The sequence below is a fragment of the Vibrio mediterranei genome, from assembly GCF_013364395.1.
Taxonomy (GTDB): domain Bacteria; phylum Pseudomonadota; class Gammaproteobacteria; order Enterobacterales; family Vibrionaceae; genus Vibrio; species Vibrio mediterranei.
In genome coordinates this window covers 1,624,569-1,638,073 of record NZ_JABXGK010000008.1, presented here as the reverse complement: position 1 = coordinate 1,638,073, position 13,505 = coordinate 1,624,569, and the positions used below count along the sequence as shown (strand labels likewise).

Here is a 13,505-nt window from a genome sequence, read left to right as displayed (position 1 = left end):
CTTTTGGAAATCTTGTGTTACTTTTTAATGGACTTTTGAATAACAACTTTTGGTCCAAAGGGACTACTTTTTCTGATAACGAGGATGACCTTATGCTATCTCCTGAAGCGAAAATCAAAGTACAGAACTTTGGTCGTTTCCTCTCCAACATGGTGATGCCAAACATTGGCGCATTCATCGCTTGGGGTTTGATTACGGCACTATTTATTCCAACCGGATGGATTCCAAACGAAACTTTGGGTTCGATGGTCGGTCCGATGATTACTTACCTTTTACCGCTATTGATTGGTTATACCGGCGGTAAAATGGTTGCTGGCGACCGAGGTGCGGTTGTTGGTGCTATCACAACAATGGGTGTGATTGTTGGTACAGATATTCCAATGTTTATGGGTGCAATGATTGTAGGTCCACTTGGCGGTCTAGCGATTAAGAAGTTTGACCAAGCAGTTGAAGGTAAAGTTAAGAGTGGCTTTGAGATGTTGGTTAACAACTTCTCGGCTGGTATCGTTGGTATGCTTTGTGCCATCCTTGCTTTCCTAGTTATTGGCCCAGCAGTTAAGGTACTCTCTACTGCACTTGCTGCGGGTGTAGGCGTAATGGTTAACGCAGGTCTTCTGCCTCTAACCTCTATCTTTGTTGAACCTGCGAAGATCCTGTTCCTAAACAACGCGATCAACCACGGTATCTTCTCGCCACTTGGTATCCAACAAGCCGAAGAAATGGGTCAATCAATCTTCTTCCTGATTGAAGCGAACCCAGGTCCAGGTCTAGGTCTACTACTTGCTTACATGTTCTTTGGACGCGGTAATGCTAAAGAGTCAGCACCAGGTGCGGCGATCATCCACTTCTTTGGTGGTATCCACGAAATCTATTTCCCATACGTGCTAATGAACCCACGTCTGATCATCGCAGTGATTGCTGGTGGTATGACGGGTGTGTTCACACTAACGATGTTCGACGCAGGCCTAGTATCTCCAGCGTCTCCAGGTTCAATCTTTGCTGTACTTCTGATGACTCCTAAGTCTTCATTTGTTGGCGTGATTCTATCTGTAATTGCCTCAGCAACAGTGACATTCTTCATCGCATCGCTACTAATGAAAACATCTAAACAAGATGACGAAGAAGAATCTCTAGAAAAAGCTGCAAGCCAAATGGCAAGCATGAAAGCGTCTTCAAAAGGTCAAACTGGTGCAGCTCTAGACTTAGCAAAAGTTCGCAAAATCATCGTAGCGTGTGACGCGGGTATGGGTTCAAGTGCGATGGGCGCAAGCATGCTTCGTAAGAAGGTAGATGCTGCTAACTTAGACATTTCGGTAACTAACTTAGCGATCAACAGCCTACCGGATGACGCTGACATCGTCATTACTCATAAAGATCTGACTGACCGTGCACGTAAACATGCCGCAAACTCACATCACATTTCTCTAAGCAACTTCCTAGATGGTGCTTTGTATGATGGTCTGGTTTCTGACCTTGTGAATGCACAACAAGCGGGTGCTGAGCCAAAAAAGCCTGAAGCACCAGCAGACACTAGCTCAAGCGAAGAAGGAACGCTTAAGCTTTCGAATGAAAATATCTTCTTAGGTATGGAAGCAAAAACCAAAGAAGAAGTTATCAAGTTTGCTGGTGAGCAACTCGTAAAACTTGGTTATGTAGAACCGCAGTATGTTGAAGGCATGTTGGCTCGCGAAGAGTTGGTTTCTACGTACCTTGGTGAGTCGATTGCAGTACCTCACGGCACTATTGAAGCAAAACAGTTCGTCAACAAAACCGGTATCGTGTTCTGCCAATTCCCTGAAGGTGTTCAATGGGGTGAGGACGAAGATGATGTTGCGAAGATGGTCATTGGTATCGCAGCGCAAGGTGATGAACATATTCAAGTTATCACAGCGATTACGAATTCACTTGATGACGACGAAGCTGTTGAATGTTTGAAGTCTACCACTGACGTTGAGGATGTACTTCGCATCCTAAGTGGTAAGTAGCATAAATGGTGATGATCACCATGGCTTTAAGTCATAGCTCCTAAGTGAAACGAGACCAACGCTCCCCCTGTTGGTCTCATTTTTGATTTTGTTTTTTTCTTTTTTTAATGAGTTATTTAGGAAGACGTCTTATGAAAGCACTACATTTTGGCGCAGGTAATATCGGTCGTGGGTTTATTGGTAAACTATTGGCAGATGCGGGTATTCACGTAACATTTGCCGATGTAAACGAAACAGTGGTTAATGCCCTAATCGAACGTCAATCCTACCCAGTAAAAATCGTTGGCGAAGATTGTATTGTAGAGCAAGTTAACAATGTGACTGCCGTAAACTCTACGAGCACAGACATCATTGAGCTCATCGCGACTGTTGATATGGTAACAACCGCTGTTGGCCCTACGGTTTTAAAAATTATCTCTAAATCTGTTGCTCAAGGTATCGAAAAACGTCTAGAAAGTGGCAATACTGCACCTCTTAATATTATCGCATGTGAGAACATGGTTCGTGGCACTAGCCAGCTCAAAGAGATGGTGTTTGAGCATCTATCAGCAGATGCCAAAGCGTTTGCGCAAGAGCACATTGGCTTTGTAGATTCTGCGGTAGACCGTATCGTTCCTCCTGCTGAGGAAGGCGAAACCGATCCTTTGGCAGTAACTGTAGAAACGTTCAGCGAATGGATTGTTGATGAAACTCAGTTTGTTGGCGACATCCCTGCTATTAAAGGCATGGAATGCACGGACAACTTAATGGCGTTCGTAGAGCGTAAACTGTTTACATTGAATACTGGTCATCTAATTACGGCTTACTTGGGCGTGCTTGCAGGCCATGAGACAATTAAAGATTCTATTGAAGACCCTGCGATCTTTGCAGATGTTCAAGCAGCTATGCAGGAAAGTGGTGAAGTATTAATTCGTCGTTACGGCTTTGATGCAGAAGCGCACGCGGCGTACATTCAAAAAATACTTAACCGTTTTGCCAACCCATACCTACGTGATGAAGTAGATCGTGTTGGTCGTCAACCAATTCGTAAGCTAAGCCCACAAGATCGTTTGATCAAACCACTAAACGGTACGATTGAATACGGTTTACCTAACTCTCACTTAATCAAAGGTATTGCGGCAGCATTTCTTTATAAGAATGACGATGATCCACAAGCAGTAGAGCTTCAAGCTATGTTTGCTGAACAAGGCTTTGCTAAAACACTCGCTCATTATTCAGAGCTGAATGTTGATTCAGAAGTTGTTACACTAGCGCACGAAGCGTATCTAGCGCTCAAATGATTCAAGCTGTTGGTGCCACGCAAGTGGCACCCTTTGTATTAAGAGATGTTATGCCACTGCACCCACCTAATGAAACTGAACTTTTAGAGGCGCTGTCTGAAGCGAAAGACGCGAGTGAGTGCCTTATGGCGGCTTATGATGCGATTGATGATACGTTAGATACGCTGATCAATAGTATTTTTCATAAAGACGACTATGCAGTGAAGTACGTGGTGGATCCTCTTCTGACCAACGATGGTCCGCTGGGGGATATTCTCGTTCGGGCTAAGCTACTTTTAGGTCTAGGTGTTATCTCTAAGGAAGTATTCGATGATATCGATATCTTCGTAACACTGCGTGAATGGACCAAGCATCAAGAAAATGATGTGAGCTTTACCGAAAGAGACGTGTTGTTTGAGTTGAACAAAATCAGTGCTATCCAAAAAATGATGCCGATCGAATACGATGAAAGCATGACAGATGGCCTAGATGCGGTGATGCTGGAAATGTTTTTAGAACGCCACTATCAACGCGTTAAATCCACCATTATTCTGGCGATTACCGAGTTGGTTGAAACACTGTGTCGAGATAACCCGCTGGTTTAAATAGTGACGAACTTCGGCACTATCCTGTGCCGAAGTTATATTTCTATCTCTCCTTCTTTTCTTCTTAGTTTATTCTCAATTTTCCCTCGGCTGTTTTTCAAAATACTACCCATTCTTCGTGATATTATGTTTCGAAACGAAAGTTTTATGCGTGTTTTTTCATCAGATGAACCCTGTCTTAGATTTAATACAGCGGATTTCTTGCGTGATAACTTACGTTGTGAAATAATTTTGCTATCAGTTAAGTTTTGAATCGAAATTAAAATGCGAAAGCGAAATACTCAAGTCAGACGTCATTCCATTGCTCAACTTGTTAAAGAGCGTGGAGAGGTGAGCGTAGAAGAGCTATCCGCTCTATTCGACACCTCTGAAGTGACGATTCGTAAAGATCTTACTTCTTTAGAAAAGAACGGCCAGTTACTAAGACGCTATGGTGGTGCTGTAGCACTACCTCAAGAAGCCGTAGATGAGGTGCTGAATGAGTCGAGTTTGACGTCCGCCTCGAAAGAGAGCATCGCAGAGGCAGCAGTTGGTCTAATCAATGATCATTATCGAATTGTTATCGATTGTGGTAGCACAACAGGCGCTTTGGTCTCAAGGCTTGGCAGTAAGAAAGGACTAGTGGTAATGACAAACTCGTTGTCACTCGCGAATGCCATCAATGACTTGGAAAATGAACCAACGCTATTAATGACAGGCGGTACTTGGGATAGTCATTCAGAATCATTTCAAGGGCAGGTTGCTGAGTCGGTACTTCGTTCTTACGACTTTGACCAGTTATTTATCGGTGCCGATGGTGTCGATTTAGCGCGCGGCACCACCACATTTAATGAACTAATCGGTCTTAGTAATGTTATGGCAGAAGTCGCACGCGAAGTCGTGGTAATGATTGAATCCGAGAAAATAGGCCGAAAAATTCCTAATCTAGAATTAGCGTGGGATGCCATTGATGTCGTCGTTACAGACAAAGGTTTAACTAACGAGCAGAAAGCTCAAATTGAATCGAACGGCGTAAAGGTGATTTGCGCTTAACAAAATTACTCCCTCCATCATTGATTTGCTTGCACTCAGAGAGGGAGACAGAAATAAGAAACGGAGAATTGATATGTGTGGAATCGTAGGTGCGGTAGCACAACGAGACGTAGCGGAAATTTTGGTAGAGGGTTTACGCCGTCTGGAGTACCGTGGATATGATTCAGCGGGTGTAGCCGTTGTTGATGCAGATTCAGAACTGAAACGCGTTCGTCGTTTAGGTAAAGTTCAAGAGCTCGCGGATGCGGTTGACTCTCAGGATGTGACTGGTGGTACAGGTATTGCTCATACTCGCTGGGCAACACACGGCGAGCCTTCAGAGGCGAACGCTCATCCACACGTATCTGGTGATATTGCTGTGGTTCACAATGGCATCATTGAGAACCATGAAGAGCTACGTGCAACGCTTCAAGAGCGTGGCTATGTATTCCAATCTCAAACCGATACGGAAGTTATCGCACACTTAGTTGAATGGGAACTGCGTACTTCTGCAACCCTAGTGGAAGCACTGCAAAAAACGGCGGCTCAACTTGACGGTGCTTACGGTACGGTTGTGGTTGACCGTAAAGACCCAAGCCGCATTGTGGCAGCTCGCTCTGGTAGTCCAATCGTTATTGGTTTTGGTGTTGGTGAGAATTTCTTGGCTTCAGACCAATTGGCTCTATTGAGTGTGACACGCCGTTTTATGTATCTTGAAGAAGGCGATGTGGCAGAAATTACTCGTCGAGAGGTTACTGTTATCGATGTAGACGGCAACCCAGTTGAGCGTGAAATCACTGAGTCTAATGCGGAACATGATGCTGGCGACAAAGGTCAATACCGTCACTTTATGCAAAAAGAGATCTTCGAGCAGCCTCGTGCGTTGATCAACACCATGGAAGGTCGTATTACCGACAAAGCGGTAGTCACTGAAGCAATTGGTGTCAACGCGGTAGATATTCTTAAGAAGGTCGATCACGTTCAAATCATCGCTTGTGGTACGTCTTATAACTCAGGTATGGCAGCTCGCTATTGGTTTGAGTCGATTGCAGGCGTAAGCTGTGATGTGGAAATTGCTTCTGAGTTCCGCTACCGTGATTTTGTGGTTCGCCCTAATAGCTTGCTAGTGACGTTATCTCAGTCTGGTGAGACGGCTGATACTTTGGCTGCTCTTCGTTTAGCGAAAGAAAAAGGCTACATGTCGGCAATGACTATCTGTAACGTTGCTGGTTCATCGTTGGTTCGTGAGTCTGACTTTGCCTTTATGACTCGCGCAGGGACTGAGATTGGTGTGGCATCGACGAAAGCCTTTACGACTCAACTAGCAGCAATGTTAATGATGGTAGTGTCTATCGCTCGTCTGCAAGGTCGTATGACCGAAGAACGTGAAGCTGAAATCGTAAAATCTCTACATGAACTTCCTACAAATATTGAAAAAGCGCTAGCATTCGACAAAGAAATCGAGGCATTAGCAACTGACTTTGCAGATAAGCATCACACACTATTCCTTGGCCGCGGTGAGTACTACCCAATTGCTATGGAAGCGTCGCTGAAACTCAAAGAGATCTCATACATTCACGCAGAAGCTTATGCAGCAGGTGAACTGAAACACGGTCCTCTAGCACTTATTGATGCAGACATGCCAGTTGTCGTTGTTGCGCCAACTAACGACCTCCTAGAGAAGCTGAAATCGAACATTGAAGAAGTACGTGCGCGTGGCGGTCTACTGTATGTATTTGCTGATGAGAAAGCAGGCTTTGAAGGTGATGAAAACATGAAGATCATCCAAATGCCAAACGTTGATGACATCATTGCTCCAATCTACTACACTGTACCAATGCAGCTACTGTCTTACCATGTTGCATTAATCAAAGGTACCGATGTGGACCAGCCACGTAACTTAGCGAAAGCGGTAACGGTTGAGTAACTGTAATTTGTAAAAACAAAATATGAAGTAATTTAAGCGGCCAATAGGAATATTGGCCGCTTTTCTTTTCGTATGTAGACGACAGAGTATTTCTCTTTAGAGTTAGGGTTTCTATGTGGGCTGTTTAAAGAATCAACAGTTATGTCGCCAAATGGCAATTCACTAACCTTTGCTTTGTCTATGATGCCTCCATCAACTTAATTGTGTTCTAGAGGAAGCCATCATGAAAAAAGTGATTATCAATACAAATGTATTTAACGGTGTCGATGACAAGCTGATAGAGAATGTATCGATTCTCATTGAAGACAATTTGATAGTGGAGATTGGTGATATTGATCTCTCAGTTGCTGATGAAGTTATTGATGCGAAGGGTGGCACAGTTATGCCTGGTCTGATTGATGCCCATGTACATATTACTCTCTCTGCGCCGTTTAATGTTATTGATACCATGACACGTGAGGAAGTGGCGATTCGTTCGGCCAAGATTTCCGAAGAGATGCTAATGCGTGGGTTCACCACCATTCGTGACGTGGCTGGTAATACGCTTGGACTCAAAACCAGTATCGATAATGGTTACGCATTAGGACCTCGCATTTTGCCGTCTATGGCGGCTATTTCTCAAACGAGTGGTCATTCTGACTACCGCCAAAACCGAGCTCAAGAACGCAAAGGTGACCACGAAGATTCACCGATGATGAAGCTGGGAGCGATGAAAGTCGCGGATGGCCGTGCTGAAGTATTAAAAGCAGTACGCGAGCAGTTGTTTATGGGCGCCTCTCAAATCAAGATTATGGCCGGTGGTGGTGCTTCCTCAACATTCGATCCACTAGATACATTGCAGTACACGTTGGATGAAATGAAAGCGGCTGTTGAGGCGGCCTCTGATTATGGAACCTACGTAGCGGCGCACATTCATACCGCAGATGCGATGCGCCGAGCTGCTGAAGCGGGAGTCATGTCTTTTGAACATGCGACAATCATGGATGACGATATCGCACAAACTATCAAAGAAAAGGGGATTTGGGTTATCCCATCATACTTCACGTCGTCCTTAATTGCAGAGCGAAAAATACCGCTGCCAAATGAAGAAACTTATCGCAAAACTGAGCGAGTTGGCAAAGCGATGTTCCACTCCGCTGAGCTTATTAAGAAGTATGATATTCAAAACTTAGCATTCGGTACTGATTGTGTGGGCGAGAAAGACGTGCATGCGACTCAACTTAATGAGTTGGCGGCTATCGAGCAAACGTTCGATACGATAACAGCGCTGCGTATGGCAACTTCAAACTGTGGGCGCTTGTTTGAGATGTCAACGTACCAGCACCCATACCCGCAAGGGAAACTGGGTCAGATTGTTGAAGGGGCTTACGCGGATCTATTGATTATCGATGGTAACCCGCTCAATGGCGTAGATTGTGTAATGAATTGCGATAGACAAAAAATCATCATGAAGGATGGTGTCGTTTACAAAAACACTCTTTAGCCTCATGAAAGCGGCACTTAAGCGGCACTTTCTTCAATGTAAAAGAACGAGCAACAAAAAAGGGCAGTGAAGTCATCATTCATTGCCCTTTTTATTATTGATAACTTGCAGTCAGGCTTTCTTCTTCACTTTTCCTTGAACCGCTTTAAATCTTGGGTTGGATTTGCATATTACATAAATACGACCGCGGCGCTTAACGACTTGGCAATCATGGTGGCGCTGTTTAGCACTTTTGAGTGAGCTAAGTACCTTCATTTGTGTTCCTTACTTGTTGGTGGCGACATGGCCGAAGCGGCGATTGAAATTAGCTACTCGTCCTTCTTTATGAATAACTCTTTGTTTTCCTGTGTAATAAGGATGTGATTCCGATGACACTTCAATAGTCATATACGGATAGGTTTTACCATCCTTCCACTCGATAGTTCGGTCTGTTTCCAGCGTTGAGCCAACGATAAAGTACTTGTCTACGCTCGTATCGTGAAAAATAACCTGACGATAATTTGGATGAATATTCGGTTTCATAATACCTCTAATTGTTATGTTATAACATTGCAAATGATAATCGTTATCGAATGAAGAATGCAACAGAAATTTCAATGGTGGTCTGTGTGATGACTAATCCATAACAAAGTTACGGTTGATATTTAAATGATAATCAATATCATCTAATTTCTTGGTAAGGAGAGTTGAAGGTTAGACCGATGGATATGAAAAAATGGGAAAGACATACACTGTTAGCCGACGAAGCGGAGAAACAAGGGGAGTTGATGGCAGCGGTCGCCCATTACCAAATCGCGCTGTCTGAATCACAGCAGATGAAATTTGATACATCAGACCTTGAAGAGTTGGAAGATCTGCTGGCAGTTAAAGTGATGTCCTGCCATAACCTTGCTGACTTTTGGCGTGCACAAGGAGACAGTGAGTATGAACTGAAGTACTTACAACTAGCTTCAGAAGAAGTGATGACCTTGTTACCCCAATGCCCGCGCACTAGTTGTGATCGTTTTATCTCTTCGTTGGGGTGTTGTAAGTCTGCATTGGTCGAATTTCTTAAACGTCATCCGAATCCAAAGGTTGCAAATCATATAGCTAACATGCAAACGACAAATGATTGTGAGTTGATCGTGAAGTTTAAAATTCACTGAACGGTTTAAGTTGTCTCTCCTATATGCAATTCTCTTTTAATCTTTGACTACATATGAGATGTGATGATAGTTCGTTGTTCTCAATGCAAAGAAACAACGACTTATGAAAATGTATCAGTTTGCCTGATGGTACGTGTTTTTTATTGGTCAAAAAAACACCTTATAGTATTCGACATGAGCAGAGTAAAGGAGTATTCGGCTATTCGCTAACGATTAACGTCAAGGGGAATTACCATGAGCAAACTTACTCAAATCATATTGGCTTCGGTCCTTCTTTCACTTTCATCATTCTCATTTGCTAACGAGCAAACGCCGCGACATGGTGAGTATGTTGGTGAAGCGGAAGTATTGGTTAGGAATGTGGTCAGCACAAAAGTAAAAACCTGCCTTTATAAAGGCAGTACCGAAGAGCCCGTAGAGCTTAAATGGGGCAAAACGTTGACCTGTCCAGACTCGATAACCATCAATGGCAATGTGATTCATGAAGGTGATGGGCTTAATACATCAGGCCACAAGCGAATGTAAGGCGAAATCTATGTTCGTTAAATGAAAGAAACCGAGATTTGATATCTCGGTTTCGAAATCTTGGGGGAAAACTAGCAGACGTTATGTTTCAGAAACAACGCTAACACAAGCAAGGCTGACGTCTTGATCGATATAGGCCATGCCGAGCTTATTTAAGTAATCCATTCTATCCGCGGTTCGCAGGTCAATATCGGGACCTTCAATATTGTTGCTTTGATAAATCTGCGCTAAGTGAGCCATAAACCGCTCACCTACGCTCATCATTAGTAGGCTCATCGCCCCCACATCGGGCTTTATTTTGGCACGTTGTTTTTCTGATAAATTCACCGCAAGGACAATAGGTTCTTCTTCACCTTCAAAACGAACGCTGCGGTCTCGAACGGTTTGCTGCGCCCAATAATAAGCCAATTCTTTACTTTGAGTCAGAAAAACAGGCTCGACAGATTCGGTGTAATTGTTACCTATCGTTGCCATGGTCTTTTTCGCGGCTTGGTTAAGAGCTTTGTCGCCGGAGCGCTTAATCCCTTGTCCTTGGATTGAACTTAGTAGCGCCGATGAGGTGCCGTGGTACCAAACATCACTGGTTGCAAAGCCATCTTGGGATAGCAACTCTTTAGCATCTTGAAGATAGGAAGGAACTGTAGTCATAGGCATTCTCAACAAACATGAATGAATTTAGTCTAACAGAAGTGGAGAGTGAGACTGCGTCTTGGGGCGCAATTCTCACTCTCTAGGTGTGTTATCTATTTACTCTCATGAGTGTGTAGAGAGCAAATCGCCACCTTAATTAGTCGAACTGGTGAGAAGTATTCAGTTCACCGGCTGCTTTCAACGCATTTTCACCTGCAAAGTATTCTTTGTGGTCGTCACCGATGTCTGAACCAGACATGCTTTGGTGTTTCACACAGGCAATACCTTGACGGATTTCTTTACGTTGAACATTGGCTACGTAGCCCAACATGCCTTGCTCACCGAAGTACTCTTTCGCTAGGTTGTCAGTTGACAATGCAGCAGTGTGGTATGTTGGTAGCGTGATTAGGTGGTGGAAGATCCCCGCTTCACGAGAGGCATCCGCTTGGAAAGTGCGAATCTTTTCATCAGCACGCTTAGACAGTTCAGTTTCGTCGTACTCAGCGCTCATTAGGTTAGCGCGCTCGTATGCTGATACATCTTCACCTGCTTCAACCATTGCATCATAAGCTTGCTGACGGAAGTTAAGTGTCCAGTTGAATGATGGTGAGTTGTTATAAACTAGCTTAGCGTTCGGGTGAACTTCACGTACGCCGTCCATCATCTCTTTGATTTGACCAATATGTGGTTTCTCAGTTTCAATCCACAGTAGGTCGGCACCAGCATTAATCGCCTCGATACAGTCAAATACGCAACGGTCTTCACCAGTGCCTTGACGGAATTGATATAGACCTGAAGGTAGACGCTTAGGACGTACCAGCTTACCTTCACGGTTGAAACAAACGTCGCCTTGCTTCATATCTGCTACATCGATCTCTTCCACGTCTAGGTAAGAGTTGTAGATGTCGCCTTGGTCGCCTGGCTCTTTAACTACTGCGATTTCTTTTGTTAGGCCAGCACCTTGTGAGTCAGTACGTGCAACGATAACACCGTTATCGATACCTAGCTCAAGGAAAGCGTAACGTAGTGCACGAAGTTTGGCATGGAAATCAGCGTGAGGTACCGTTACTTTACCGTCTTGGTGACCACATTGTTTCTCATCCGCTACTTGGTTTTCGATTTGAAGACAACAAGCACCAGCTTCGATCATCTGTTTAGCCATTAGGTAAGTTGCTTCTGCGTTACCAAAGCCAGCATCGATATCCGCGATGATAGGTACAACGTGCGTTACGTGATTATCGATTTGGTCTTGAATAGAATCTTGTAGATCCACATCACCCGCTTCACGAGCAGCATCTAGAGCACGGAATAAACCACCCAGCTCACGAGCATCGGCTTGACGTAGGAATGTGTATAGCTCTTCTACTAAACCAGCAACCGACGTTTTCTCGTGCATTGATTGGTCAGGCAGTGGACCAAACTCTGAACGAAGTGCTGCAACCATCCAACCTGAAAGATAAAGGTAGCGACGGTCGGTTTTACCACCGAAGTGCTTTTTAATAGAAATCAGTTTTTGTTGGCCGATGAAACCATGCCAGCAACCCAATGATTGAGTGTACTTAGAGCTGTCTTCATCGTAGGCCGCCATATCAGCACGCATAATATCTGCTGTGTATTGCGCGATATCTAGACCCGTTTTGAATTTGTTTTGAGCACGCATGCGAGCAGCAGATTCTGGATTAATAGCATCCCATGGAGCACCGGCAGCGCGTTTTGCAACTTCTATCATTTCGATATCTTGAGTGATTTGCGACATAACTATTCCTTAGTTTCACGTTGGATATTATTGGCCAAATGGCTTAGTCATCTTTCTCCGAGGGCTTCATGTTTCAGATGGGACGACCCGTTTAATTTGTTGTTATGGACAAATCGTAGCCGCATGTGTGATAATTTTGTTAATTTATAGTTATTATATTCGGTATTTTTTATATGAATATTGCTCGTATAGACCTTAATTTGCTTGTGTATTTAGACATGTTGCTACGGGAAAGAAATGTCACCAGAGCAGCAAATCAGTTGGGCATTACCCAACCCGCCATGAGTAATGGTTTGCGCCGATTACGTGATCTGTTTGAAGATCCGTTGTTGGTTAGAACGAGCGAGGGAATGATACCGACAGAGCGTGCACAAAAGCTGCAACCAGTGATTCGCAATATCTTGGCAAACGTAGAAAAGACACTACAGCCGACCACTGAATTTCATGCCGATGACAGTGAGCGGGTGTTTCGCATAATGGCTAGTGACTATGCGGAATCCACCATTATTCAACCTTTGCTTAAACGGCTAAGTGAAATAGCGCCAAAAATCCGCTTAGACATCATGACCCCCAGTGATGTGAGCTACCAAGATGTAGAACAAGGAACGGTGGATATCATCATCAACCGCTTTGATGATATTCCTCAGTCTTTCCACCAAATGAGCTTATGGCATGACGGGTTCTCATGCTTATTCAGTTGCGATAACCCGATTGCAGATAATTTTGACTTGTTGTCGTATTTGAAAGCACAGCATATTTGGGTAAGTAAAACCGGGATGGGGACTGGGGTTGGGATTAATCCCAGTGAGGCACAAAAGCTTGGTTGGATTGACGAAGCGCTGATGCGTATTGGTAAGACCCGCAACATTACGGTGTTCACTCGACACTATTTGTCGGCCATCCTATTTGCCCAGCAGAAAAACTTGATCCTTACCATTCCAACCAAAGCGGCGCAGCTTCAGCGTCATAATCCTAAGCTTCTGATAAAGCCAGCACCATTTGCGATTGAGCCTTTTGAAGTGAAGATGGCATGGAGCCCACTTTTGCAAAGTAATCCGGATCACCAATGGATGAGACGCTTGATTAAGAGTGTGGCAAACGAGTTAGAAAGTGGTGTAACAGAGTAGTGAATTTGGATATTTATTATGTGAATGTTCACTATAAATGGCATAAATTAGC

13 protein-coding genes are annotated in these 13,505 nt (G+C 44.1%); 9 read left to right on the top strand and 4 right to left on the bottom strand.

Features of this window, described 5'->3' with window-relative positions; all coding sequences use genetic code 11:
- Window positions 1–92 precede the first annotated feature (92 nt).
- The 6 genes from HOP38_RS24445 to HOP38_RS24420 all read left to right on the top strand — a co-directional run bounded on the left by HOP38_RS24445 (window position 93) and on the right by HOP38_RS24420 (window position 8,270).
- Window positions 93–1,985: a PTS mannitol transporter subunit IICBA gene (locus HOP38_RS24445; RefSeq protein ID WP_006070342.1), complete on the top strand. Its 1,893-nt coding sequence runs from the start codon at window positions 93–95 to the stop codon at window positions 1,983–1,985.
- 131 nt (window positions 1,986–2,116) lie between these two features.
- Complete coding sequence (locus tag HOP38_RS24440) at window positions 2,117–3,265, top strand: mannitol-1-phosphate 5-dehydrogenase (protein WP_198559213.1); 1,149 nt, start codon at window positions 2,117–2,119, stop codon at window positions 3,263–3,265.
- 50 nt (window positions 3,266–3,315) lie between these two features.
- The gene (locus tag HOP38_RS24435; RefSeq protein ID WP_088879014.1) at window positions 3,316–3,849 is read left to right on the top strand and encodes an MltR family transcriptional regulator; all 534 of its coding nucleotides are present in this window, start codon (window positions 3,316–3,318) and stop codon (window positions 3,847–3,849) included.
- A 264-nt stretch (window positions 3,850–4,113) separates the two neighbouring features.
- On the top strand, window positions 4,114–4,881 hold the full coding sequence (locus HOP38_RS24430) for a DeoR/GlpR family DNA-binding transcription regulator (protein ID WP_006070345.1): 768 nt from the start codon (window positions 4,114–4,116) through the stop codon (window positions 4,879–4,881).
- 73 nt (window positions 4,882–4,954) lie between these two features.
- The gene (glmS, locus tag HOP38_RS24425) at window positions 4,955–6,787 is read left to right on the top strand and encodes a glutamine--fructose-6-phosphate transaminase (isomerizing) (protein ID WP_031493813.1); all 1,833 of its coding nucleotides are present in this window, start codon (window positions 4,955–4,957) and stop codon (window positions 6,785–6,787) included.
- Between the two features lie 223 nt (window positions 6,788–7,010).
- Window positions 7,011–8,270: a metal-dependent hydrolase family protein gene (locus HOP38_RS24420; protein ID WP_006070347.1), complete on the top strand. Its 1,260-nt coding sequence runs from the start codon at window positions 7,011–7,013 to the stop codon at window positions 8,268–8,270.
- Window positions 8,271–8,381: 111 nt separating this feature from the next.
- Here HOP38_RS24420 and ykgO read toward each other — a convergent pair whose 3' ends face one another.
- Both ykgO and HOP38_RS24410 read right to left on the bottom strand, forming a co-directional pair.
- The gene (ykgO, locus tag HOP38_RS24415; protein ID WP_006070348.1) at window positions 8,382–8,525 is read right to left on the bottom strand and encodes a type B 50S ribosomal protein L36; all 144 of its coding nucleotides are present in this window, start codon (window positions 8,523–8,525) and stop codon (window positions 8,382–8,384) included.
- Window positions 8,526–8,534: 9 nt separating this feature from the next.
- Window positions 8,535–8,792, bottom strand: a complete 258-nt coding sequence (locus HOP38_RS24410) for a type B 50S ribosomal protein L31 (protein ID WP_006070349.1) — start codon at window positions 8,790–8,792, stop codon at window positions 8,535–8,537.
- A 179-nt stretch (window positions 8,793–8,971) separates the two neighbouring features.
- Here HOP38_RS24410 and HOP38_RS24405 point away from each other — a divergent pair, with 179 nt between their 5' ends.
- Entirely contained in the window at window positions 8,972–9,415 is a 444-nt protein-coding gene (locus HOP38_RS24405) for a DUF2753 family protein (protein ID WP_124941471.1), read from the top strand.
- A 234-nt stretch (window positions 9,416–9,649) separates the two neighbouring features.
- Window positions 9,650–9,940: a hypothetical protein gene (locus HOP38_RS24400; protein WP_006070351.1), complete on the top strand. Its 291-nt coding sequence runs from the start codon at window positions 9,650–9,652 to the stop codon at window positions 9,938–9,940.
- Between the two features lie 81 nt (window positions 9,941–10,021).
- On the opposite strand, the gene HOP38_RS24395 is transcribed toward HOP38_RS24400, so the two are convergent.
- Together HOP38_RS24395 and HOP38_RS24390 are read right to left on the bottom strand one after the other, a co-directional pair.
- Complete coding sequence (locus tag HOP38_RS24395; RefSeq protein WP_198559212.1) at window positions 10,022–10,588, bottom strand: hypothetical protein; 567 nt, start codon at window positions 10,586–10,588, stop codon at window positions 10,022–10,024.
- A gap of 139 nt (window positions 10,589–10,727) precedes the next feature.
- On the bottom strand, window positions 10,728–12,326 hold the full coding sequence (locus HOP38_RS24390; protein ID WP_198559211.1) for an isocitrate lyase: 1,599 nt from the start codon (window positions 12,324–12,326) through the stop codon (window positions 10,728–10,730).
- 173 nt (window positions 12,327–12,499) lie between these two features.
- Between HOP38_RS24390 and HOP38_RS24385 the strand changes: the two genes are divergently transcribed.
- On the top strand, window positions 12,500–13,453 hold the full coding sequence (locus tag HOP38_RS24385; protein WP_038222008.1) for a LysR family transcriptional regulator: 954 nt from the start codon (window positions 12,500–12,502) through the stop codon (window positions 13,451–13,453).
- The last annotated feature ends 52 nt before the right edge of the window (window positions 13,454–13,505 follow it).